Raw genomic sequence first — 22,826 nt, 5'->3', positions numbered from 1 at the left:
CACGATGAAGTTTCTTGCGACGGCCCCTCGCCGGTAAGCAGTAGTTCGTAGGCCGTAGCCGCCGTGGCGGGCGCCGCCGCGAGGGTCGGACGCGCCCGCCGGCGCCGCACGTCGGGTGGCGCACACGGCGCGATGGTCGTCGCCCGGTCTTATTTGTTGCACGAAGCCGCGCGATGGTCGGCCGCCGTCGCGATGCGTTCGCGAGGAGCAGCCCCTTGGAGGCGCGCGGCGGTGCTCGAGGTCGGTCGTCTGCGCCTCACGTCGTGCGCTCGTGTCGTGCGTCTCGTGTCGTGCTCCGGCGCAGAGCCGGCATTCGGCCGGGCGCCGATCGCGCGAAGCCGATTGCGGTGCGGGTCCTTCACCGGCTACCAACAACGGCGGAAGCGCTCCCCCGGCGTTTCCGTCGGCCGCCCTCGACGGCGGTCCGACACACACCAAATGATCGAGCAGGTTTGCCATGCGTCGTTTTCGTCGAGCCAAGATCGTGGCCACGGTCGGTCCCGCGAGTGCCGATCCGGCGACGCTGCGTGCCCTTCTGCTCGCCGGCGTCGACACCTTCCGGTTGAACTTCAGCCACGGCACCCACGACGACCATGCGCGGGTGCACGCCGCCATCCGGGCGCTGGAGGCCGAGGTCGGCAGCTCCATCGGCATCCTTCAGGATCTCCAGGGGCCGAAGATCCGCGTCGGCACGCTGGCGGGCGGTGCCGTGCAGGTCGAGGCCGGCGAGGCGATCCGCTTCGTGCGCACCGGCGCCGACGGCGACGCCATGTCGATCCCGCTGCCGCATCCCGAGATCTTCGATGCCGTGCTGCCGGGCCACGAGCTTCTGATCGACGACGGCCGGGTGAAGGTGCGGGTGACGGGGCTGACCGGCGACTCGATCGACGCCGAGGTGGTGCTCGGCGGCACCATCTCCAATCGCAAGGGCGTCAACCTGCCGGGCACCATCCTGGACGTCTCGCCGCTCACCCCCAAGGATCGCGCCGACGTCGCCTTCGGGCTCGAGCTCGGGGTCGACTGGGTGGCGCTGTCGTTCGTCCAGAAGGCGACCGACGTCATCGAGGCGCGCCGACTGGTCGGTGACCGCGCCGGCCTCATCGCCAAGATCGAGAAGCCGAGCGCCCTCGATTCGATCGACGACATCCTCCGTCTCGCCGACGGTGTCATGGTGGCGCGCGGCGATCTCGGCGTCGAGATCCCGCACGAGCTGGTGCCGGGCCGGCAGAAGGAGATCGTGCGGGCCTGCCGCCAGGCCGCCAAGCCGGTGATCGTCGCCACCCAGATGCTCGACTCCATGGTCGGGGCGCCGACGCCGACGCGAGCCGAAGCCTCCGACGTCGCCACCGCCATCTACGACGGCGCCGACGCCGTGATGCTGTCGGCCGAGTCCGCGACCGGCCGCTATCCGGTCGAGACCGTCGCGATGATGGACCGGATCATCCGCGCCACCGAGGCCCACAAGCTGTACCGCTCGATCGTCCAGGCGTCGCAGCCCGGCACCGAGGAGACGCCGCCCCATGCGGTGGCGGCCGCCGCCGCCGATCTCGCCGAGTCGATCGGGGCGCCCGCCATCGTGGCCTTCACGTCGTCCGGCACCACCGCGACCCGCATCGCCCGCAAGCGCCCGCCGCTGCCGATCCTGGCGATCACGCCGAGCCGCGAGACGGCGCGCCGCATGAGCCTGCTGTGGGGCGTGCATGCCTCGCTCGCCGGCGACGTCGGCTCCTACGAGGAGATGGTCGAGCGCGGCATGTCGGTGGCGAGCCTGGAGGGCTTCGCCCAGCCGGCCGACTTCATCGTCATCGTGGCCGGCATTCCGTTCGGCCGTGCCGGCACCACCAACAATCTGCGGGTCGCGCAGATCAGCGACAAGCGCGAGGTCTGATACGAGATCCGACTGATCGATTTGGTGGTCATTCCGGAAGCCGCGAAGCGGCTGTCCGGAATCCAGCCGAGAGTTCCGAATTGGCGCTGGATTCTGGGCTCGCCGCTGCGCGGCGTCCCGGAAAGACGAGAACTGATCACCCGCAAACTGCAAACTGTATGATCCGGCGGCACGGCGCCGGCCTCTCGCCTCACAGTCGTGCGGCGAGAAGCCCGGCGATCTCGTCGTCGGTCAGCACCACCGGGTTGGTCTTCATGCTGGAGCCGCGGCTCGCGGCCACGATGCGCGGCACGTCCGCGGCGGCGACGCCGAGCGCGGAGAGACGCGGCAGCGCCAGCCGCTCCGTCCACGCCTCGAGGAGGTCGACCAGGCGGGCGCGATCGTCGCGCACGTCGCGGCTGTCGCGGTCGGACAGCAGGCGCCCGACGGCGGCGTATTTCGCCAGCGCCGGGCTCTGCGGCGCCCGCGCCTCCAGGGCCGCGATGTTGACGCGCGTCGCCGCCGCCATCAGGGTGCCGCACACCACGCCATGGGGGATCGGGAAGAACGCCCCGAGCGGCGAGGCGAGCCCATGCACGGCGCCGAGCCCGGTCTGCGCCAGGCACACGCCGGACAGCAGCGACCCATAGGCCATGCGGGCGCGCGCCGCGGCGGCCGCGGCGCCGCCGTCGTGCCAGGCGAGAAGGCCGTCGCGCACCGCGGCGAGGCCCGATAGTGCCAGCGCGTCGGTGAGCGGGTTGGCGCGGCTGGACACGAAGGATTCGAGGAGCTGCGTCAGCGCGTCCATGCCGTTGGCGGCGATCAGCTCCGGCGGGCAGCCGGCCAGGAGATCGGGATCGACCACCGCCACCGCGGCGACCAGCGCCTCGTCGCGGAACGACTTCTTGAAGCCGTCCGGGCCGTGACGTGACAGCACCGCGTTCTTGGTCGCCTCCGAGCCGGTGCCCGCGGTGGTCGGCACCGCGATGAACGGCGTCGTCGGGCCGCGATAGGGGGCCTCCGGTCCGACGCCTTCGAGATGGTCCATCACCGAGGTGCCGGGCCGCAGCAGCCCGGCGATGGCTTTCGCCGCATCGAGGGCGCTGCCGCCGCCGATGCCGACCACCACGTCGATGGCGCGCCCCCCGAAGCTGCGCACCGCATCGTCGACCATCTCGGGCGACGGCTCGCCGGTGATCTCGACGGTGTCGATGGTGCAGCCCTGCGCCGCCAAGCCGGCGAGCAGCGGCGCGGCCTGCGGCGAGGCGCGGAACGAGCGCGTGCCGGTGACCAGCAGCAGTCGCGACCCGTAGGCCGCGACGAGGTCCGGCAACTGCTTGACGACCCCGACGCCGAACACGATGCGCGGCAGCCGGGCGATGGAGAACGGCGCGATCATGGTGTGCTCGGGAACAGCCCGCGCATCGGCACGCCCTCGCGCGGCGCCGCCATCATCGGGGCGACGGTATCGCGCCACACGGCGTAGTGCGGCGTCTGCTTGTGGGCGGCGGCCTCGGCGGCGCTCGCATACGCCTCGTAGAGCACGAAGCGGGCCGGATCGTCCGGCGATTGGAGGACATCGAAGCGGCGGTTGCCCGGCTCGCGCACCGACGCCTCGTGGTTCGCGCGCGTGGCGGCGATGAAGGCGTCGACGGCCTCGGGCTTGACGACGACATGGACGAGGGTGACGTGCATCGGTCGGGCTCCACGCGAGGAGGGCGGCGCCCCGACCGTACTGCAACGCCGCGCCCGACACCACGGCGTGCGGGCGCCGCGAGGCGCTGATGGTGCGGCGACGCTGCGGCGCGCCTCAGGGCCGCGCGGCGGCGCGGGCGCCGAGCGCCAGCTTGCCGGCGAGCGCCTCGGCGGCGTCCGTCAGGGCGCGCAGCCGCCCCGGCAGCTCGCCGTTCATGATGCGCTGGAGCGGCCCGGTCATGGCGACCGCGTGCAGCACCGCGCCGTCGGGCTGGCGCACCGGCACCGCGATGGCGGCGAGCCCCTCGTCGATCTCGCCGATGCAGGTGGCGTGGCCCTGCCGGCGCACCGCGGCGTATTCCTGCGTGATCCACGCCGGCTCGGTGCGGGTGTTGACGGTGAGCTTCGGCCGCTCGGTCGCGAGCGCCGACGCGATCAGCGCGTCGTCCTGGAACGCCAGGATTGCCTTGGCGCTGGCGGCCGCGTGCGGGGGCATCTCGATGCCGGGCTGGACGTAGCTGCGCCAGCGCACCTCGGGCGCCTGCGAGATCGCCACCAGCACGCGATCTCCCACCAGCCGCGTCAGATAGCACGCCTCGTTGGAGTCGCCGGCCAGCCGCTCCAGCACCGGCCGCACCAGCGTCTCCAGCCAGCCGTCCGCCGCAGTGGCGTGCAGCAGCCGGGCGAGGCGGTCGCCGATGTCGTAGGCGCGGCCGCCCTGGCCGCCACTGGCCAGCCGCGCCTTGACGAGCCCCTTCAGCAGCCGGTGCGCCGTCGTCTTCGGCAGGTCGAGCAGTGTCGCCACCTCGGCGAGCGTCAGCTTGCCCGGGAAGGCCGCGATCAGCTCCAGGACCGTCATGTAGCGGTCGAGCGGACCGTCGCTCTCCCTGTCGGCACCCGTCGCGTCGGTACCCAATGTCGCATCCTCGCGGCCCGATTGACACGGACCGGAGCAGCCCGTATCGTCAGTAACGATTTGTGGAATGATATTCCGAATATCGGAATTCGTCAAGCGATCCGCAGAGATCGCCGCCACCATCACGACGGCCGCGCCGCAGGCGCCCGTGGAGGAGACGTCCGATGACACTGACCCGACAGACCGTCTTGCGGCTCGCGCTGGCCGCCGCCCTGGCGCCGGCGCTTCCGGCCGCCACTCTCGCCCAGCAGGGCGACATCCTGATCGGCGCCACGGTGCCGACCACCGGGCCGCTGTCGCTCACCGGCAAGCAGTATCTGAACTCGCTGCGGATGGCCGAGCAGGACATCAACGCGGCGGGCGGCATCGGCGGCCGCAAGATCAGGATCGTGTTCGAGGACACCCAGGCGTCCAACAGCACCGCCGTCAACGCCTTCATGAAGCTCGCCCAGGAGACCAAGCCGGCCTTCTACTTCCTGTCGAGCTACTCGACCCAGAACCTCGCGGTGGCGCCGGAGCTGAAGAAGATCGGCGTGCCGGCCATGTATGCGGGCGGCGCCGACGTGGTGGCCGAGCAGGGCAACGAGTGGATGTTCCGTATCCGCCCGGCCGACTCGGTCGCGGCGCGCGGCATGGTGACCGCGGCGACCACCATCCTGAACGCCAAGAAGCCCGGCATTCTCTTCATCCAGAACGACTTCGGCCAGGGCGGCGCCAACGTGGCGGCGAAGCAGTTCGAGGCCGCCGGCACCCCGGTGGTCGGCATGGAGGCGTACGGGCAGAACGACAAGGACTTCTCGGCCCAGATGCTGAGCCTGCGCGCCAAGGGCGCCGACGTGCTGGTGCTGTTCAACTACCCGCAGGACGGCGCGCTGCTGCTGCGCCAGGCCAAGATGCTCGATCTGAAGATGCCGATCGTCACCTCGTCGGCCGCGCTGGTGCCCGCCGCCTTGCAACTCCTGTCGCCGGCCGATCTCGTCAATGTCTGGGGCGTCGTCGACGCCTACATGGATGCGAGCGTCGGCGACCGCATGAAGGACTTCGTCGAGCGCTACCGCAAGATGTTCGGCACCGATGCCGACCCCTACGGCCTCGCCTACTACGACGGCGCCCTGATCATGGCCGAGGGCATGCGCAAGGTCGGGCTCGATCCCAAGGCGCTGCGCGACTGGATCGCCGGCCTGCGCGACTGGCCCGGCATCGGCCACGTCTACGGGTTCGATGCCAAGGGCAACGGCGTGCGCGACCTCGCCGTCGTCAAGGCCAAGCCCGGCACCAAGACGCTGGAGCTGGTGCAGACCGTCAAGGTCGACTGACCCGACGCACCGGCGCGTCGGCGCAGCGCGCCGGCGTGCCCGCCGGCATGGTTCTGAACTCTGCCGTCGCCGCACGCGACGCGAGGGCGCCGTGCGGCCCGTCGACCACCCGCGACACCAGCGCGAGACGAGAGCGCGAGGCGAGACATGGCCGACTTCATCCAACTGTGCGTCAACGGGCTGGCGCTCGGCAGCGTCTACGCGCTCGCCGCCATCGGCTTCGTCATCGTCTACGCGGCGACCGGCGTGGTGAACTTCGCGGCCGGCCAGTTCGTCATGCTCGGCACCTTCGCGGGCGTCGGCATGATCACCCAGGGGGCGCTGCCGCTCGGCCTCGGCTACGGTGCGGCGCTCGCCGCCATGGCGCTGTTCGGGGTCCTGTTCTTCGTCCTGGTCTACCTGCCGCTGCGGAAGAGCCCGGTGGTCACCATCATCATCGGCACGGTGGCGATCGGCATCGTCATGCAGAACGCCGTGCTGCTCGGCTTCGGCTCGTGGCCGTTCCGGCTGCCGTCGCCGCTCGACGGCATCATGCTCCAGATCGGCGGCGCCATGATCACCGCCCATGCGGTGATGGTGGTGGCGGTGACGGCGCTGCTGATCGGCCTGATCTGGCTCCTGTTCTACCGCACCGCGCTGGGCATCGGCATGCGCGCGGTGGCCCAGGATGTCGAGGCGGCGCGGCTGATGGGCCTGCCGGTCAATCGCCTGCTGGCGCTGTCCTGGGTGCTGGCCGCGATGCTCGCCGGCATCGCCGGCCTGCTGCTCGGGCCGATGTGGTTCGCCGACGTCAACATGGGCGATCCGATCGCCCTCAAGGCGTTCGCCGCCACCATCATCGGCGGCTTCGGCAGCCTGCCGGGTGCCATCGCGGGCGGCCTGTTCGTCGGCCTCGCCGAGCTGCTCGGCGCCTCCTACGTGTCGTCCGCCTACAAGGATCTGATCGCCTTCGGGGCGATGATCCTGTTCCTGCTGGTGCGCCCGCAGGGCGTGTTCGGCGAGCGCATCCAGGACCGGGGCTGAGCGATGCGGGTGCGCGACAGCCTCCTCGCCGCGGTGGCGATCCTGGCCGGCGGCGGCCTGCTCTCCCTCGGGCTCGCCGACTACAGCCTGCGGCTTCTCAATCTCTCGGTGATCTCGGCCGTCGCGGTGATCGGCTTCAACGTCGCTTTCGGGCTCGCCGGGCTGATCTCGCTCGGCCACGCCGCTTTCGTCGGCATGGGGGCCTACACGCTGGCGATCCTCACCACCAAGCTCGGCTGGTCGCCGTGGCTCGCGGCGCCCGTCGGGGTCGCGGTGACGACGCTGTTCGCGGCGCTGATCGGCTATCCGCTGCTGCGGTTGCGCGGCCACTACCTGGCGCTGGCGACGCTCGGGCTCAATGTCAGCTTCACCATCGTGACCGCCAACTGGATCGCGCTGACCAACGGCACCAACGGCATCTCCGGCGTTCCGCCGTTCGCGGTCGCCGGCCTCGTGATCGACGACGAGCGGCGTTTCCTGTGGCTCGGGCTGGTGGCGCTGGCGGTGGTCGCCGCCGCCGCGGTGGCGCTGCAACGCTCGCGCCACGGCCGCGCCATGATGGCGGTGCGCGACGACGAGACCGCGGCCCGCATGTCCGGCATCGACGTCACCCGCACCAAGGTGGCGGCGCTGTGCCTGTCGGCGGCCGCCGCGGGTCTCGCCGGCGTGCTGTTCGCCACCCATGTCCGCTTCGTCGCGCCGGAGGACTTCAACTACGCGCACTCGATCGTCTATCTCGCCATGCTGATCGTCGGCGGCGAGGGTACGGTCGTGGGTGCGGTGATCGGCGCCGCGCTGCTGACCTTCCTGCCCGAGTGGCTGCGCGGTCTCGGCGATGCGTATCTCGCCTTTTTCGGCTTGATGATGCTCGTCATCCTGATCTTCCTGCCGACCGGCCTGATCGGGCTGGTGCGTATGGCCGCTCGTCTCCGGTTTCGCCGCGGCGCCGCCGCCACCCCGCGAGGCGCGCCATGACGCTCCTGCACGCCACCGGCGTCTCCATGCGCTATGGCGGCCTGATGGCGCTGTCGGGCGTCGACCTCGCGGTCGCGCCGGCTGAGTTCGTCGCCGTGATCGGACCGAACGGCGCCGGCAAGTCGACCTTCCTGAACGTGCTCACCGGGCTCGTCTACCCGACCGCCGGCAAGGTCCTGCTCGACGGCCGCGACATCACCCGGGCGTCGACCCACGCGCGCATCCGCGCCGGGCTCGGCCGCACCTTCCAGCACGGGCGGCTGTTCGATCGCCTCTCCGTCCTGGAGAACGTGATGGTCGGCGCCGCCATCCGCCGCGACCGCAGCGAGGCGGCGCTGCGCGACGCCGCGCACGCGGTGCTGGACCGCATGGGGCTCGCCGCCGAGGCCGGTCAGGCGGTCGGGTCGCTCTCCTACGGGCGGCGCCGCATGGTCGAGCTGTGCCGCGTGCTGGCCGGCGAGCCGCGCCTGCTGCTGCTCGACGAGCCGGCCGCCGGCCTCAACTCCGGCGAGGTCGAGCACCTGATCGAGCGGCTGACCGAGCTGCGCGCCACCCACCGGATCGCCGTGGTGCTGATCGAGCACAACATGGGGATGGTGATGCGGCTCGCCGAGCGCATCCTGGTGCTCAACTTCGGCTGCCGCATCGCCGAGGGACCGCCGGCACAGATCCAGACCGATCCGGCGGTGCTCACCGCCTATCTGGGCGAGGGCTATGTCCATGCTGGCGGCTGAGGACCTGGTCGTCGCCTATGGCGAGAACGTGGTGCTGCACGGTCTCTCGATCGCGGTCGCGGCGGGCGAGACGGTGGCGCTGATCGGCGCCAACGGGGCCGGCAAGACGACGCTGCTGCGCACCGTCTCGGGCCTGGCGCCGGTGCGCTCGGGCGAAATTCGCTTCGACGGCCAGCCGCTCGGCCGCCGCGCCGCCGAGGCGCGGGTGCGCCTCGGCATCGCCCATGTGCCGGAGGGTCGGCGGGTGTTCCCCGGGCTGACGGTCGCCGAGAACCTGATCCTCGGCACCACGCCGTGGCGGCGCTGGGGGCAGTCCTATACGGCCGATCTCGACCGCGTCTTCGATCTGTTTCCGCGGCTGCGCGAGCGCCGCGGACAGCTCGGCTGGTCGCTGTCGGGCGGCGAGCAGCAGATGCTGGCGATCGGCCGCGCCCTGATGGCGCGCCCCCGGATGCTGCTGCTCGACGAGCCGTCGCTCGGCCTGGCGCCGCGGCTCGCCGAGGAGGTCTACGAGCGCATCCGCGAGATCGCGGCGGCGGGGCTGACCATCCTGGTGGTGGAGCAGAACACCGTGCTGGCGCTCGCCGTCGCCGATCGCGGCTACGTGCTGGAGAACGGCCGCATCGTGCTGGCGGGCGCCGCCGCGGATCTGCGCCAGGACGTGCGCGTCCGCCAAGCCTATCTGGGCCGCTAGAGCATGGTCCGGCGAAGGGAACTCGGTTCGCCGTCGACCATGCGATCTAACAAGATCGTCGGATGATGCCGCAGCGAGGAGCACACGAGATGACCTATCCGGACCCGTCGTCGCGCTCGCAGGCGCTCGCCCGGCGTGCCCAGGCGAGCCTGCCGGGCGGCAACACCCGCACCACGGTGTTCATGAAGCCGTATCCGATCTACGCGGCGCGTGGTGAGGGCTGCCGAGTGGTCGACGTCGACGGCGTCGCCCGGATCGACTGCATCAACAACTTCACGGCGCTGATCCACGGCCACGCCCATCCGGCGCTGGTGGCGGCGGCGACTGCGCAGATCGCGCTCGGCTCCGCCTTCGGCCTGCCGACCGAGTCGGAGATCGATCTGGCCGAGCTCTTGGTGTCGCGCCTGCCCGCCGTCGACCAGATCCGCTTCTGCAACTCCGGCACCGAGGCGGTGATGATGGCCCTCAAGGCGGCCCGCGCCTTCACCGGGCGGCCCAAGATCGCCAAGTGCGAGGGCGCCTATCACGGCTCCTACGACTACGCCGAGGTGAGTCTCGATCCCGGTCCCGCCGACTGGGGCGGCAATGCGCCGGTGTCGGTCGCCTACGCCAAGGGCACGCCGGCGAGCGTGCTGGCCGACACGCTGACGCTGCCCTTCAACGACACCGACGCGGCGGTCGCGCTGGTGCGCGAGCACGGCGCCGATCTCGCCGGCATCCTGGTCGACCCGATGCCGAACCGCGCCGGCCTCGTGCCCGCCGACAAGGCGTATCTCGAAGCCCTCCGTGACGTCGCCCACGAGGTCGGCGCGCTGCTGATCTTCGACGAGGTGATCACCTTCCGGCTCGGCTACACCGGCGCCCAGGGCCTGTGGGGCATCGACCCCGACCTGACGACGCTCGGCAAGATCATCGGCGGCGGCTTCCCGGTCGGCGCCGTCGGCGGCCGTGCCGACGTGATGGCGGTGTTCGATCCGACCGCCGGCAAGCCGGCGCTGCCCCACGGCGGCACCTTCTCGGCCAATCCGGTGACCATGCGGGCCGGGCTCGCCGCCATGCAGCTCCTCGACCATGCCGCCTTCGCGCGGCTCGACGCCATCGGCGAGCGGCTGCGCCGCGGCATCGACGAGGCGTTCGCGCGCCACCGTGTGGCGGGCCGCGCCGTCGGGCTCGGCTCGCTCGCCAAGATCCATTTCACCGAGCGGCCGGTGCGCGACTATCGCAGCGCTTGGCAGACGCCTGCCGAGGCGGCCCGGCTGGCGCGCCTCAATCTCGAACTGCTGAACCGCGGCGTGCTCGCCGCCGGCTACGGGCTGATCGCGCTGTCGACCCCGATGACCGACGACGACATCGAGACCGTGGTGGCGGCCATCTCCGACTCGCTCGCCGAGGTCGCGGCGATGTGACGGCCGAACGGATCTCCAGCTCCCGTATCGTGTGACCCGACGGCGCCGCCGCCGCGCCACCGTCCATCCCGTGTCGACGACGAAGGCCCTCCATGTCCACCGCGGTCGATCCGATCACTCGCTCCGTCATCCAGCACCGGCTGTCGTCCATCGTGGCCGAGATGGGCGAGGCGATGCTGCGCACCTCCTACTCGCAGATCCTCAACTCCAGCCGCGATTTCTCCATCGCGATCTGCGACACCCGCGCCCGCCTGGTGGCGCAAGCCGATCACATCCCGGTGCATGTCGGGGCGCTGCCCTGGGCGGTGCGCGCCGTCGAGGCGCGCTTCGCCGATATCGTGCCCGGCGACGTGATGCTGCTCAACGATCCCTATCACGGCGGCAGCCATCTGCCCGATCTCACCGCCTTCGTGCCGGTGTTCGCCGACGGGCGGCGGTTCTTCTGGACCGTCGTGCGGGCGCACCAGAGCGACATCGGCGGCGCCACCCATGGCGGCTACAATCCGGAGGCGACCGAGATCTGGCAGGAGGGGCTGCGCATCCCGCCGCTGCGCCTGCACGAGGGCGGGCGGGCGCGCGACGACCTGCTCGACATGCTGGCCCTCAACGTCCGCAACGCCCGCGACTTCCGCGGCGATCTCGCCGCCATGGTGGGGGCCGCCCATCTCGGCCAGCGCCGGCTGGAGCGGCTGTTCGCCGAGTTCGGCACGGCGGTGGTGGAGGCCGCCGTGGAGGCCATCCTCGACGCCGCCGAACAGCAGGCGCGCGCCGTCGTTGCCGGCTGGGCCGACGGCGTGTTCCACGGCGAGGCGTTCCTCGACGACGACGGTCGCGGCCGGGAGAACCTGCGCATCGCCGCGACGGTGACCAAGCGCGGCAGCGACATCGAGGTGGATCTGAGCGACTCGGACCCGCAGGCCGACAGCTTCGTCAACTCGTCGCATGCCAACACCCAGGCCGCGGTGGCGATGGCCTTCGCCTATCTGATCGATCCGGCGACGCCCAAGAACGACGGCGCCCTGCGGCCCCTCAAGGTGGTGGCGAAGCAGGGCACGATCGTGTGGGCCGATCCCGGCCGGCCGGTGACGCTGTGCACCAGCCACCCGTCCAACGAGATCGTCGAGGCGGTGATCAAGGCGCTCGCCGGCTGCTGCCCGGACCGCGCCATGGCGGGCTGGAGCCGCCGCTTCCGCCTCGCCATCAAGGGCGAGGACCCGCGCAGCCATCGCGGCTTCATCTGGCACATGTTCCAGGCGCGCCCGGGCGGCGGCGCCTCGCCGGGCGGCGACGGCTGGTCGTCGATCGGCGAGTGGCACACCGCGGGCGGCATCAAGTTCGGCTCCATCGAGGTCGCCGAGGTGCGCTTTCCGCTGCACTTCCGCCGGCACGAGTTCCGCCCCGGCTCGGGCGGTCGCGGGCGTCATCGCGGCGGCCTCGGTGTCGCCCTCGATCTCGTCGTCGAGACCGAGCGGCCGGCGCTCGCCAACACGGCGGGCGACGGTGTCCGCCACGGCGCCTGCGGGCTGCACGGCGGCGAGGACGGTGCGCCGCACGACTACCGCCTCGTCTCGGCCGGCCGGCCGCCGCGGGTGCTGAAGACCAAGGAGGCCGGCATCGTGCTGGCACCCGGCGACGTCCTGGAGATCCGCTCGGGCGGTGGCGGCGGCTGGGGGCCGCCGGCCGAGCGCACCGCCGCGGCACAGCGGCGCGATGTCGAGCAGGGCCTCGTCGACGCCGGCGCGCAGGAGCACTGACCATGTACGCGATCGGCATCGATGTCGGCGGCACCTTCACGGATCTGGTGGCGATCGGGCCGGACCGCCGTGTCGTCTTCGCCAAGGCGCCGTCCACGCCGCAGGATCAGTCCCTCGGCGTGATGGCCGGGCTCGACGAGCTGGCGCGCCGCCTCGGCCTCGCCCGCGGCGATCTGCTCGCCCGCACCGGGCGTCTCGTCCACGGCACCACGGTCGCCACCAACGCGCTGCTGGAGCGCAAGGGCGCCACCGTGGCGCTGCTCACCACCGAGGGCCACCGCGACGTGCTGGAGATGCGCGAGGGCCTGAAGGGCGACCGCTACGATCTGCGCTCGCCGCCGCCGGAGCCGCTGGTGCCGCGCCAGCGCCGCTTCGGGGTGCGCGAGCGGCTGGGGCCGGACGGCGCCGTGCGGGTGCCGCTCGACATCGCCTCGCTCGACGCGGCGATCGAGGCGGTGCGCCGCGCCGGCGCCACGTCGGTCGCGGTGTGCTACCTGCATGCCTACCGCAATCCGGCCCACGAGATCGCCACGGTGGAGCGGCTGCGGCGGGCGCTGCCCGACGTCTACGTGTCGCGGTCGAGCGACGTGTGGCCGCAGATCAAGGAGTACGAGCGCGTCTCCACCACGGTGGTCAACGCCTATGTGGGGCCGGCGGTCGAGCACTATCTCGGCAATCTGGAGCGGCGGCTGGCCGCCGCCGGCTTCGCCGGCAGCCTGTTCATCGTGCTGTCCCATGGCGGCATGGCGCCGGTCGAGGAGGCGTCGCGGCTCGCTGCCGGCACCGTGCTGTCGGGGCCGGCGGGCGGCATCTCGGGCTGCCGGCGCTGCGCCGAGCTGCTCGGCATCGCCGATCTGGTGCCGTTCGACATGGGCGGCACCAGCACCGACATCTCGCTGATCGTCGACGGCCAGGCGATGCTCACGGCGGACGCCGGCCTCGCCGGCCAGCGCATCGCGCTGCGCAGCCTCGACATCGCCAGCATCGCGGCGGGCGGCGGCTCGATCGCCGCGGTCGATGCCGGCGGCACCCTGCATGTCGGGCCGGCCAGCGCCGGCTCGCAGCCGGGGCCGGCCTGCTACGGCAACGGCGGCACCGCCGCGACCGTCACCGACGCCAATGTGGTGCTCGGCTATCTCGATCCCGACGCCTTCATGGGCGGCGCCCGCCGGCTCGATGCGGCCGCCGCCGCCGCGGCGGTCGACGGCATCGCGGAAAAGCTCGGCGTGTCGCGCGAGCAGGCGGCGGCCGGCATCCACCGCGTCGTCAATCTCGCCATGGCGGACGGCATCCGTCTGATGACGCTGCGCCGCGGTGTCGATCCGCGTCGCTTCGCGGTGCTCAGCTTCGGCGGCGCCGCCGGCCTGCATGCCGCCGACGTGGCGCGCGAGCTGGAAATTCCGCGCGTCGTGGTGCCGGTCGCCGCGTCGGTGCTGTCCGCCTGGGGGATGCTGGCGAGCGACCTGCGCTACGAGGTCGGCCGCACCAGCATCGCGGCGAGCGGCCGCACCAGCGTCGCGGCGGTGCGCGACGTGTTCGGCGATCTGGAGCAGCAGGCGACGGCGCGGATGCGGGGCTGGTTCGACGGCCCGGTGCGCCTCGAGCGGTCGGCCGAGATGCGTTACGGCGAGCAGATCTTCGAGATCGACGTCGATCTCGACGGGCTCGATCTCGCATCGCCGACGCTGGTCGAGGCCCTGGAGGAGCGCTTCCACCGCCGCCACGAGGCGCTCTACACCTACGCCTCGCCCGACCAGGAGGTGGTGTTCGTCAATGCCCGCGTCGCCGCCGTGGGGAGCGTGCCGGCGATCGCGGTCGAGGCGGCGGCGATGGCGAGCGAGGCGGACGCGGTGCCGCACGGGCGGCGCCGCGTCTATCTGGAGGGCTGGGCCGAGGTGCCGGTGTATCGCTTCGATGCGCTGAAGCCCGGCGATCGCATCGTCGGGCCGGCGCTGATCGAGGCGGAGACCACCACGGTGCGGATCGGGCGCGCCGACCGTCTGCGCGTGGATGCGCGCGGCTGGCTCGATATCGCGGTCGGCCTCGAAGGCTGATGCGACGCGGTCGAGGAATGGCGACGTGACAGCCCCCGGCGGGTCCACCGGGGGCTTCGTTGTCCAATGGTCGAGGCGCGGATCAGATCACGTCGTGCTCACCCGACGTACACGACCAGGGGCAGCAGCGTCAGCGCGGCCGTGATGGCGATGGCGGCACGCTCTTGCAGACTTGCTTCGTTGAAGTAGCCCATGGGAGGTCCTCCGGGTCGGCGGTTGCGATAGGAGTGCTACGCCACCGGAACCGGCCTGGATCACGAATGGGCGGATGACCGCAGCCGCGACGGACGGCCGCATGACAAGATGCGTAGCGGGAGCAGAGCCGGCGATCAGCGGCACCCGCCACTCACCGAACCCGCCGTCAGCGACATTCCTGGGCGACGCGGTCGAGCGCCTGGGCGAGCCCCTTGAGTGAGTAGACGTCGGTCGAGCCGGTACCGCGCGCCGACACGCCCTTCACGACGGCGTCGCCGGCGCGGCGCAGCGATTCGACCAGGCGCGGCTCCTCGGCGGCGTTCTTGATCCAGCCGCCATCCGCCTGGGTGTACATGGCGAAGCTGGCGCCGCCGACCTCGACGGCCGCATCCGCATTGGGCTTGAAGCCGTAGCCGAAGATCACCGAGACCTCGTCCTTCACCTTCTCGGCGGGGCGCGATGCGATGAACAGGAAGGTCGGGTCGCGCGGGCGGCCGGGCGGGTCGGTGTCGGCCCGGCTCGGCTTGGCGAGCGCGAAGCACACCTTGCGGCCGCCCGGGCTCGCCGTGTAGGCGCCCCAGCTGCCGAATTGGCCGAGCAGCTGCGCCCCGGCGCCGCCGGCCGCGGCGGCCGGCACCGTGGGGGCGCGCGGCGGCTGCCCGGAGGGCTGAGCGGCTGGCGTCTGGGCCGGCGGCTTCGGCCGTGGCGGCTGCGCCGGGCGAGGCTGCGCCTGCGGGGCCGCGGGCTGACCGGGTGGCTGCTGGGCGGCGGCCGGTCCGGCCGCCATCAGCAGGAGCGCGGCACTCGCGAGCGCGGCACCACCGGCCAGCAGGAGGGTGCGCGTGCGGCCTCGCTCGCGCATCGGGTGGTTCGGCACCGGCGGCCTCCGCACGGCCATCGTGGCTCCTCGCTCGAATCGCCGGCGCGCGCCGCCGCGGGCGGCGCCTTCGCAAACATCGTATCCCATTATCAGCCCGCAACAATCCCGGACGGCCGGCATGCTACCCCAGGCCGCCGCCCGCGCCTAGGGCGATGGTCCCGGAGATCGTGGCCGACCGGCGACGCGGTGCCCCGTGCGCCGCGCTCCCCCGATTCGCGGTCTAGCGCGCCATTTCGTCGAGGGCGTGGCGGGCGGCGGTGCGATGCTCGGGTGTGAGGTGGGTGAAGAACAGCCGCACCACCCCGGCCAGCACGGCGGCGTCGTCGGTGAAGCCGAGCGCCGGCAGGAGGTCCGGCATCAGGTCGGCGGGCAGCACGAAATAGGCGAGCGCCCCGAGCAGCGCGACGCGGACATGGTGCGGGGTGCCGCGGTCGAGAGCGCAGTAGTAGGCGGCGATCAGGTCCTCGGCGAAGGGCAGCCGCGCCGCGACACGGCGGATCTTCGGCCAGAAGCCGCGCCGCACCGTGTCCTCGTCGCGTTGCGCCCGTGCCTCGGCGTCCGCGGGTCCCGCATGCCCGCCGGCCGCTCCCCGGCCCATGCCCATGACGTCGATCATCGTCTCTCTCGTCGACCGGCTGTCCGCAGCAGCCGCACCACCAGATAGGTGCCGGGACGGCGGCCGCAAGGCGCCGCCGCGCCGCGCGATGGCCGGCTCAGCCGCCCGACCCGGCCGCGATGCGCTCCATCGCGGTGGCGAGCGCGACATCGCGCTCGGTGACGCCGCCGGCGTCGTGGGTCGCCAGCGTCACCGCCACGGTGCGGTAGACGTTCGACCACTCCGGATGATGGTCGAGCTTCTCGGCGACGAGCGCCACCCGCGCCATGAAGCCGAAGGCGGCATTGAAGTCCGCGAACGTGAACGTCTTGGCGATGGCGTCGCGCCCGGCCACCTCCTGCCAGCCGGGCAGGGCGGCGAGCGCCTCCCGCCGCCGCTCGGCGCTCAGTCGTTGCGTCATCGCGCCCTCCGTCGCTGTCGCGGTGCATCGTGTGTCGGGGCGCCGTCTGGTGGCTGGCCCCGAGCGATCATATCTGGAGTGCGAGCGTCGGCGGCAAGAGGGACGCGAGGAGACAGGCATGACGTGGTCGGTGAACATCGGCTCGATCGCCGGAACGGCGGTGCGCATCCACGTCACCTTCGTGCTGTTCCTCGTCTGGATCTTCGCGGCGAGCTGGACCCAGGGGGGCATCGACGCGGCGTGGAGCGGCCTCGTCTTCATGCTGCTGGTGTTCGCCTGCGTGCTGGCGCACGAGTTCGGCCACATCTTCGCGGCGCGGACCTTCGGGGTGGCGACGCCCGACGTGACGCTGCTGCCGATCGGCGGCGTCGCGCGGCTGGAGCGCATCCCCGAGGCCCCCGGCGAGGAGTTTTTGGTGGCGGTCGCCGGCCCGATGGTCAACGTCGTCATCGCGGCGCTGCTGATCGTGCTGTTCGGCGCCGACCCGTCGGTGCGCAATCTCGCCGCGATGGAGAGCTCGGCGACCGCGATGGTCGACCGGCTCGCCGCCGTGAACATCTTCCTGGTGCTGTTCAACATGATCCCGGCGTTCCCGATGGATGGCGGCCGGGTGCTACGGGCGCTGCTGGCGATCAAGCTCGGCCATGTGCGGGCCACCGAGATCGCCGCCTGGATCGGCCAGGCCGCCGCCTTCGTGTTCGGCTTCATCGGGCTGTTCGGCAATCCGCTGCTGATCTTCATCGCCATCTTCGTGTACCTGGCGGCCTCCTCGGAGGCGCAGCTCGTCGCCATCCGGGCGATGTCGCGCGACGTGCCGGTGTCGGCCGCGATGATCACCGAGTTCGCGACGCTGGCGCCCGACGAGCCGATCGAGGCGGCGATCGAGACGCTGCTGCGCACCAGCCAGCAGGAGTTCCCGGTGGTCGACGGTCAGCGGCGGCTGGTCGGGGTGCTCAGCCGGGCCGACATGATCCGCGCCCTCAAGCAGGTCGGTCCGCATGCGGCCGTCGCCGACGTGATGACCGTCGACGTCCCGCTGATGAGCCACCGCGGCCGGCTGGAGCACGCCTTCCGCACCTTGCAGGAGAAGCAGAAGCCGGCCGTCGGCATCGTCGATGCGGCCGGGCGGCTGGTCGGCCTCGTCACCTCGGAGACCATCGGCGAGATGCTGATGGTGCGCGAGGCGCTGCCGCGCGACGCGCGGGTCGGCCCGTGGGGACCCGCCACCGGCATCTGATGCCTGTTTCCGGGTGATCAGGTGGCCGTCGGAACCCAGCGAAACACGTCATCCCGCGGCAAGCTTGTGACTCTCGGCTGGCTTCGGACCGGCCGGCCATGGGCATGCGGAGTTTACCGTCTGCCGCGAAAGCGGCCGCTGCTGCCCCGCCGCCGCCCTCTTTCGGTGACCTCGGGCTGCTACCACATCAGCGGAACGAGCCGCGATCCTCCCTCCGGAGCCCTCCCGCATGCCCTCGCCGCTGCGCCGTATCGCCGCCACGCTGGTGGTTCGGGACCGGCGGACCGGCGTGCGCTCCGGCCGGGCGCAGCGGCGCCTGCGGGTGCTGCTGCGGCAGAGCCCGTCGCTCCTGCTGCTCGGGGTGTTCCTGGCAGTGGGCGGCGTGGCGGCGGTGTTCTACCTCTCGGACCGTCCGACGACGCTGCGCATCGCGGTCGGCCCGGCCGGCGGGGAGGACGCCCGGCTGATCCAGGCGATGGCCCAGCAGTTCGCCCGCGACCGCGGCGCCGCGGTCCGCCTCGTGCCGGTGGTCAAGGAGGGGCCCGCCCAGGCGGCGCGCGCCCTCCAGGGCCGTGAGGCCGATGTCGCGGTGGTGCGCCGCGACGTCGCCTTGCCGGGCTCGGCCCGGGCCGTGGTGGTGCTGCACGACAATGTCGCCGTTCTGGTGGTGCCGGCCGAGGGCTCGCTGGCGGCCGGCGGCGCCCGCGCCGCTCCGCCGCCGCCGGCACCCGCGCCGCCACCGCCATCGAGCGGTCGCAAGCGCAAGGCTGCCGCCCCTTCCGCGGCCCCGCCGCCTCCCGCTCCGCCCCGGATCGAGAGCATCGAGGATCTGGCGGGCCGCCGCATCGGCCTGGTCGGCCCCGGCGTCGGCGACCGCGAGCTGCTCGACGCCATCCTGCGCCAGTACCAGGTCCCGACCGAGAAGGTCACCGTGGTGCCGCTCGACGCCCGCGACCTCGCCACCGCGCTGCGGGCCAACCCGGTCGACGCCATCCTGGCGCTCGGGCCGGTGGCCAGCCCGCAGGTGGCCGGCGTGGTGGCGGCGGCCAGCAACGGCCGCACCGGCCCGACCTTCCTGGAGATCGGCGCCTCCGAGGCGATCGCGGCCCGCACCCCGGCCTACGAGGAGGCCGAGCTGAAGGCCGGCGTGTTCGGCGGCCAGACCCCGCAGCCGGCCGAAAACGTCGAGACCGTCGGCTTCAAGCACTACATCGTGGCGCGGCGCAGCGTGCCGGACGACACGGTGGCGGATCTCACCCGGCAGATCTTCGCGGTGCGGCAGACGCTCTCCGGCGAGTTCCCGATGGCGGCCCGCATCGAGAAGCCCGACACCGACCGCGACGCCGCGGTGCCGGCGCATCCGGGGGCCGCCGCCTATATCGACAACGAGCAGCAGACCTTCTTCGATCGCTACAGCGACTTCATCTATCTGGGCGTGATGGCGGTGTCGGGCGTCGGCTCCGGGCTCGCCTGGCTGGCCAGCCACTTCCGCGCCGACAGCCGCGGCCGGCGCCAGCGCCTGCTGGAGCAGCTCGTCGGGATCTTGGAGCGGGCGCGGTCGGCCGGGAGTCTCGACGATGTTGCGGCGCTGGAGGCCGAGATCGACATCATCCTGAAGCGGGTGCTGCTGCCGGGAGACCGCAGTGCCCTCGACCACGGCTCGCTCGCCGCCTTCTCGCTCGCCCTCGATCAGGCCCGCGGCGCCATCGCGGCGCGCCGGGCGGCGCTCGCCGGCCCGCCGACATCTCCGGCTGCCGCCGCGCTCCGCCCCGAGGCGCCGGGCGGCTCCGTCGCGCCGCTGCGCATCGCCTCAGCCTCCGACCCGTCCTGACCGGCCCGACGCCGCGCGCGGCACAACGAGAGGTTGCTGCTCGGCCGGGCGGATTGCGCGAACCCGCGTGTGAAAGATCGATGAAACCGGCGGTCGGCATTGCCTCCGGCCGGGCCTCGATTATATTCCGCGCAACTTTCGCGGGCCACGAGGCCCGCGTTCCGTTTCCAAAGGACGCCTATGACGCTGCGCAACGTCGCCATCATCGCCCATGTCGACCACGGGAAGACCACCCTGGTCGATCGGCTGCTCCAGCAGTCCGGCGTGTTCCGCGAGAACCAACGGGTCACCGAGCGCGCCATGGACTCCGGCGACCTGGAGCGCGAGCGCGGCATCACGATTCTGGCCAAGGCGACCTCGATCGTCTGGAAGGACGTGCGCATCAACATCGTCGACACCCCGGGCCACGCCGATTTCGGCGGCGAGGTCGAGCGCATCCTCAACATGGTGGACGGCGCCATCGTGCTGGTGGACGCCGCCGAAGGCCCGCTGCCGCAGACCAAGTTCGTGGTGTCCAAGGCGCTCAAGATCGGCCTGAAGCCGATTGTCGCCATCAACAAGGTCGATCGCTCCGACGCCCGGCCCGACGTCGTCGCCGGCGAGGTGTTCGACCTGTTCGCGGCGCTCGACGCCTCCGAGGAGCAGCTCGACTTCCCGATCCTCTACGGCTCCGCCAAGGAAGGCTGGATGGCGCCGAGCCTGGAGGGTCCGAAGGACTCGATGACGCCGCTGTTTGATCTGGTGCTGAAGCATGTGCCGCCGCCCACCATCGAGCACGGGCCGTTCCGCATGCTCGGCACCATCCTCGAATCGAACCCGTATCTCGGCCGCATCGTTACCGGGCGGATCACCTCCGGCAGCATCAAGCCGAACCAGGCCGCCAAGGTGCTGGACCGCAACGGCCGCATCGTCGAGAGCGGGCGCATCTCCAAGGTGCTGGCGTTTCGCGGCCTGGAGCGCCAGCCGATCGACGAGGCGGTGGCCGGCGACATCGTGTCGGTCGCCGGGCTGCCGGAGGCGACGGTCGCCCACACCATCTGCGCCCCCGAGGTGTCGGAGCCGCTGCCGGCCCAGCCGATCGATCCGCCGACGCTGTCGATGACGTTCCGCGTCAACGACTCGCCGCTCGCCGGCACCGAGGGCGACAAGGTGACCGGCCGCATGATCCGCGACCGCCTGCTGCGCGAGGCGGAGGGCAATGTGGCGCTGCGGGTCAGCGAGTCGGACGAGAAGGACTCGATGGAGGTCGCCGGCCGCGGCGAGCTTCAGCTCGGCATCCTGATCGAGACCATGCGGCGCGAAGGCTACGAGCTGTCGGTGTCGCGCCCCAAGGTGCTGCTCCAGCGCGACGAGGCGAACGGCGAGCTGCGCGAGCCGATCGAGGAGGTCGTCATCGACGTCGACGAGCAGTTCTCGGGCGTCGTCGTTCAGAAGATGTCGGAGCGCAAGGCCGAGCTGATCGAGATGCGGCCGTCCGGCGGTGGCCGCACCCGGCTCGTCTTCTACGCCCCGACCCGCGGCCTGATCGGCTACCAGGGCGAGCTGCTGACCGACACCCGCGGCACCGCCATCATGAACCGGCTGTTCCACGCTTATGCGCCCTACAAGGGCGAGGTGCAGGGGCGTCGCACCGGCGTGCTGATCTCCACCGACGCCGGCGAGGCGGTCGCCTATGCGCTGTGGAACCTGGAGGACCGCGGCCCGATGATGATCGAGCCCGGCTGGAAGGTCTATCAGGGCATGATCGTCGGCGAGCACACCCGCGACAACGATCTCGAGGTGAACGTGCTCAAGGGCAAGAAGCTCACCAACATCCGCACCACCTCGAAGGACGAGGCGGTGCGGCTGACGCCGCCGATGAAGATGACGCTGGAGAAGGCGCTCGCCTACATCCAGGACGACGAGCTGGTCGAGGTGACGCCGAAGTCGATCCGGCTTCGCAAGAAGATCCTCGACCCCAACGAGCGCAAGAAGGAAGAGCGCCGCCGCGTCGCCGAAGGCGTGTGACACGAGATCCGGCTGATCCATTCGGTGTCATTCCGGAAGCCGCGAAGCGGCTATCCGGAATCCCGCCGAGAGCTCCGGGTTCGCGGCTGCGCGGCGCCCCGGAATGACGGTGCGCTGATCACCCGGCACAGTGTCAGACGTCGGCTAGGCCGAGGACGTCCATCATCGAGTACAGGCCCGGGGCGCGGCCCCTGGCCCATGTCGCGGCCCGCACGGCGCCGCGCGCGAAGATCATCCGGTCCTCGGCCTTGTGGACCAGCTCGATGCGCTCGGCCGGTCCGGCGAAGATCGCCCAGTGCTCGCCCACCACGGTGCCGCCCCGCAGGGACGCGAAGCCGATGTCGCCGCGCCGGCGGTCGCCGGTGTGGCCGTCGCGGCCGCGCTCCGAGCGGGTGGCGAGGTCGATGCCGCGCCCCGCCGCCGCCGCCTGCCCGAGCAGCAGCGCGGTGCCGGACGGCGCGTCGACCTTCTTGTTGTGATGCATCTCGAGGATTTCGATGTCGAAGTCCTCGTCGAGCGTCGCCGCCACCCGCTTGGCGAGGGCCGCCAAGAGGTTGACGCCCAGGCTCATGTTGCCGGACTTGACGATCGGGATGCGCTGCGCCGCCTCGGCGATCACCTGCTCGTCGGCGACCGAGAAGCCGGTGGTGCCGATCACGTGGAACAGGCCCGTCGCCGCGGTCTGGCGGACGAGCGCCACGGAGCCGGCCGGCAGCGTGAAGTCAACGACGCCGTCGGCGCCGTCCGCGAGGGCGGCCAGATCGGCCGTCACCGCGATGCCGTTCGGCCCGAGGCCGGCCAGCTCGCCGGAATCGCGGCCCAGCGCCGCCGAGCCCGGCGCGTCGACGGCGCCCGCCAGGACGACGCCCGGCGCGTCGGCGATCGCCTTCACCAGGGTGCGGCCCATGCGGCCGCCCGCTCCCGCCACGATCAGTCGAACATCGCTCATCGCGCCCTCCTGCCTGTCGGGTCGGTATAGAGGAGGGGCACGGGGGCGGACAACAGGGACGCCGGCTTTCAGCAGGGACAGCCGCTTCCAGCTTCCGAGGCACGGCGGCGGCTCTCCCTCTCCCCGCTTGCGGGCTAGGGCATGCACACATCGTGGTGCGGCGGAGTGACTCGGGGGTGTCGGCAGCTCTTCCGTAGTGGGGGCTTCGCATGATTCCATGTCGGACACTTCGGGCTGATCGGAGTGTCGCGATGGGGAGCAGCGGATTGTCGTTGGG

The 22,826-nt window shown here is 71.9% G+C and carries 19 protein-coding genes; 12 read left to right on the top strand and 7 right to left on the bottom strand.

Annotation, left to right across the window (positions count from 1 at the left end; translation table 11 throughout):
• Positions 1–457: 457 nt before the first annotated feature.
• On the top strand, positions 458–1,888 hold the full coding sequence (gene pyk, locus ACFQUV_RS16905) for a pyruvate kinase (protein ID WP_129608875.1): 1,431 nt from the start codon (positions 458–460) through the stop codon (positions 1,886–1,888).
• 190 nt (positions 1,889–2,078) lie between these two features.
• On the opposite strand, the gene ACFQUV_RS16900 is transcribed toward pyk, so the two are convergent.
• From ACFQUV_RS16900 to ACFQUV_RS16890, 3 genes are all read right to left on the bottom strand, one after another.
• A complete protein-coding gene (locus ACFQUV_RS16900) occupies positions 2,079–3,266 on the bottom strand; it encodes an iron-containing alcohol dehydrogenase (RefSeq protein WP_129608874.1) in 1,188 nt (395 codons plus the stop codon).
• The gene (locus tag ACFQUV_RS16895) at positions 3,263–3,562 is read right to left on the bottom strand and encodes an antibiotic biosynthesis monooxygenase (RefSeq protein ID WP_129608873.1); all 300 of its coding nucleotides are present in this window, start codon (positions 3,560–3,562) and stop codon (positions 3,263–3,265) included. Before ACFQUV_RS16895 ends, ACFQUV_RS16900 begins: the two co-directional genes overlap by 4 nt.
• A 115-nt stretch (positions 3,563–3,677) precedes the next feature.
• A complete protein-coding gene (locus ACFQUV_RS16890) occupies positions 3,678–4,478 on the bottom strand; it encodes an IclR family transcriptional regulator (RefSeq protein WP_165363862.1) in 801 nt (266 codons plus the stop codon).
• Between the two features lie 164 nt (positions 4,479–4,642).
• On the opposite strand from ACFQUV_RS16890, the gene ACFQUV_RS16885 reads away from it, so the two are divergent.
• From ACFQUV_RS16885 to ACFQUV_RS16850, 8 genes are all read left to right on the top strand, one after another.
• The gene (locus ACFQUV_RS16885) at positions 4,643–5,794 is read left to right on the top strand and encodes an ABC transporter substrate-binding protein (protein WP_129608871.1); all 1,152 of its coding nucleotides are present in this window, start codon (positions 4,643–4,645) and stop codon (positions 5,792–5,794) included.
• A gap of 147 nt (positions 5,795–5,941) precedes the next feature.
• Entirely contained in the window at positions 5,942–6,817 is an 876-nt protein-coding gene (locus ACFQUV_RS16880; protein ID WP_111388240.1) for a branched-chain amino acid ABC transporter permease, read from the top strand.
• A gap of 3 nt (positions 6,818–6,820) precedes the next feature.
• Entirely contained in the window at positions 6,821–7,792 is a 972-nt protein-coding gene (locus tag ACFQUV_RS16875) for a branched-chain amino acid ABC transporter permease (protein ID WP_129608869.1), read from the top strand.
• Entirely contained in the window at positions 7,789–8,526 is a 738-nt protein-coding gene (locus ACFQUV_RS16870) for an ABC transporter ATP-binding protein (protein ID WP_129608868.1), read from the top strand. Before ACFQUV_RS16875 ends, ACFQUV_RS16870 begins: the two co-directional genes overlap by 4 nt.
• On the top strand, positions 8,513–9,220 hold the full coding sequence (locus tag ACFQUV_RS16865; protein WP_129608867.1) for an ABC transporter ATP-binding protein: 708 nt from the start codon (positions 8,513–8,515) through the stop codon (positions 9,218–9,220). The genes ACFQUV_RS16870 and ACFQUV_RS16865 overlap by 14 nt, the downstream gene beginning before the upstream one ends.
• Positions 9,221–9,309: 89 nt before the next feature.
• On the top strand, positions 9,310–10,626 hold the full coding sequence (locus ACFQUV_RS16860) for an aspartate aminotransferase family protein (RefSeq protein ID WP_129608866.1): 1,317 nt from the start codon (positions 9,310–9,312) through the stop codon (positions 10,624–10,626).
• A 92-nt stretch (positions 10,627–10,718) separates the two neighbouring features.
• A complete protein-coding gene (locus ACFQUV_RS16855; protein WP_129608865.1) occupies positions 10,719–12,380 on the top strand; it encodes a hydantoinase B/oxoprolinase family protein in 1,662 nt (553 codons plus the stop codon).
• A gap of 2 nt (positions 12,381–12,382) precedes the next feature.
• Positions 12,383–14,434 (top strand): hydantoinase/oxoprolinase family protein, encoded by a 2,052-nt coding sequence (locus ACFQUV_RS16850; protein ID WP_129608864.1) that lies wholly within the window; start codon positions 12,383–12,385, stop codon positions 14,432–14,434.
• A 361-nt stretch (positions 14,435–14,795) separates the two neighbouring features.
• Here the strand turns inward: ACFQUV_RS16850 and ACFQUV_RS16845 are convergent, their stop codons facing one another.
• From ACFQUV_RS16845 to ACFQUV_RS16835, 3 genes are all read right to left on the bottom strand, one after another.
• Positions 14,796–15,416: an invasion associated locus B family protein gene (locus tag ACFQUV_RS16845; protein ID WP_129608966.1), complete on the bottom strand. Its 621-nt coding sequence runs from the start codon at positions 15,414–15,416 to the stop codon at positions 14,796–14,798.
• 313 nt (positions 15,417–15,729) lie between these two features.
• A complete protein-coding gene (locus tag ACFQUV_RS16840; protein WP_371851701.1) occupies positions 15,730–16,125 on the bottom strand; it encodes a YkvA family protein in 396 nt (131 codons plus the stop codon).
• A 97-nt stretch (positions 16,126–16,222) separates the two neighbouring features.
• Positions 16,223–16,525: a 4a-hydroxytetrahydrobiopterin dehydratase gene (locus ACFQUV_RS16835; protein ID WP_111388621.1), complete on the bottom strand. Its 303-nt coding sequence runs from the start codon at positions 16,523–16,525 to the stop codon at positions 16,223–16,225.
• Between the two features lie 118 nt (positions 16,526–16,643).
• On the opposite strand from ACFQUV_RS16835, the gene ACFQUV_RS16830 reads away from it, so the two are divergent.
• From ACFQUV_RS16830 to typA, 3 genes are all read left to right on the top strand, one after another.
• Entirely contained in the window at positions 16,644–17,762 is a 1,119-nt protein-coding gene (locus tag ACFQUV_RS16830) for a site-2 protease family protein (protein ID WP_129608863.1), read from the top strand.
• Positions 17,763–17,991: 229 nt separating this feature from the next.
• A complete protein-coding gene (locus tag ACFQUV_RS16825) occupies positions 17,992–19,593 on the top strand; it encodes a TAXI family TRAP transporter solute-binding subunit (protein ID WP_129608862.1) in 1,602 nt (533 codons plus the stop codon).
• A 180-nt stretch (positions 19,594–19,773) separates the two neighbouring features.
• Positions 19,774–21,600 (top strand): translational GTPase TypA, encoded by a 1,827-nt coding sequence (typA, locus tag ACFQUV_RS16820; RefSeq protein WP_129608861.1) that lies wholly within the window; start codon positions 19,774–19,776, stop codon positions 21,598–21,600.
• Between the two features lie 133 nt (positions 21,601–21,733).
• On the opposite strand, the gene dapB is transcribed toward typA, so the two are convergent.
• Entirely contained in the window at positions 21,734–22,549 is an 816-nt protein-coding gene (gene dapB / locus ACFQUV_RS16815; RefSeq protein WP_129608860.1) for a 4-hydroxy-tetrahydrodipicolinate reductase, read from the bottom strand.
• Between the last annotated feature and the right edge of the window lie 277 nt (positions 22,550–22,826).

It is taken from the genome of Rhodoplanes sp. P11, assembly GCF_964266735.1.
Classification (GTDB): Bacteria; Pseudomonadota; Alphaproteobacteria; order Rhizobiales; family Xanthobacteraceae; genus Rhodoplanes; species Rhodoplanes serenus.
This window is presented reverse-complemented; position numbering and strand designations above follow the sequence as displayed.

Bases quoted from the DNA above. Each gene is read 5' to 3' on its own strand.
- ACFQUV_RS16865 (WP_129608867.1), top strand. From the start codon at position 8,513: ATGCTGGCGGCTGAGGACCTGGTCGTCGCCTATGGCGAGAACGTGGTG.
- typA (WP_129608861.1), top strand. From the start codon at position 19,774: ATGACGCTGCGCAACGTCGCCATCATCGCCCATGTCGACCACGGGAAG.
- ACFQUV_RS16870 (WP_129608868.1), top strand. From the start codon at position 7,789: ATGACGCTCCTGCACGCCACCGGCGTCTCCATGCGCTATGGCGGCCTG.
- ACFQUV_RS16860 (WP_129608866.1), top strand. From the start codon at position 9,310: ATGACCTATCCGGACCCGTCGTCGCGCTCGCAGGCGCTCGCCCGGCGT.
- ACFQUV_RS16900 (WP_129608874.1), bottom strand. From the start codon at position 3,266: ATGATCGCGCCGTTCTCCATCGCCCGGCTGCCGCGCATCGTGTTCGGC.
- ACFQUV_RS16825 (WP_129608862.1), top strand. From the start codon at position 17,992: ATGCCCTCGCCGCTGCGCCGTATCGCCGCCACGCTGGTGGTTCGGGAC.
- ACFQUV_RS16875 (WP_129608869.1), top strand. From the start codon at position 6,821: ATGCGGGTGCGCGACAGCCTCCTCGCCGCGGTGGCGATCCTGGCCGGC.
- ACFQUV_RS16855 (WP_129608865.1), top strand. From the start codon at position 10,719: ATGTCCACCGCGGTCGATCCGATCACTCGCTCCGTCATCCAGCACCGG.
- ACFQUV_RS16845 (WP_129608966.1), bottom strand. From the start codon at position 15,416: ATGGCGGCCGGACCGGCCGCCGCCCAGCAGCCACCCGGTCAGCCCGCG.
- ACFQUV_RS16885 (WP_129608871.1), top strand. From the start codon at position 4,643: ATGACACTGACCCGACAGACCGTCTTGCGGCTCGCGCTGGCCGCCGCC.
- ACFQUV_RS16830 (WP_129608863.1), top strand. From the start codon at position 16,644: ATGACGTGGTCGGTGAACATCGGCTCGATCGCCGGAACGGCGGTGCGC.
- pyk (WP_129608875.1), top strand. From the start codon at position 458: ATGCGTCGTTTTCGTCGAGCCAAGATCGTGGCCACGGTCGGTCCCGCG.
- ACFQUV_RS16835 (WP_111388621.1), bottom strand. From the start codon at position 16,525: ATGACGCAACGACTGAGCGCCGAGCGGCGGCGGGAGGCGCTCGCCGCC.
- ACFQUV_RS16840 (WP_371851701.1), bottom strand. From the start codon at position 16,125: ATGATCGACGTCATGGGCATGGGCCGGGGAGCGGCCGGCGGGCATGCG.
- ACFQUV_RS16880 (WP_111388240.1), top strand. From the start codon at position 5,942: ATGGCCGACTTCATCCAACTGTGCGTCAACGGGCTGGCGCTCGGCAGC.
- dapB (WP_129608860.1), bottom strand. From the start codon at position 22,549: ATGAGCGATGTTCGACTGATCGTGGCGGGAGCGGGCGGCCGCATGGGC.
- ACFQUV_RS16895 (WP_129608873.1), bottom strand. From the start codon at position 3,562: ATGCACGTCACCCTCGTCCATGTCGTCGTCAAGCCCGAGGCCGTCGAC.
- ACFQUV_RS16850 (WP_129608864.1), top strand. From the start codon at position 12,383: ATGTACGCGATCGGCATCGATGTCGGCGGCACCTTCACGGATCTGGTG.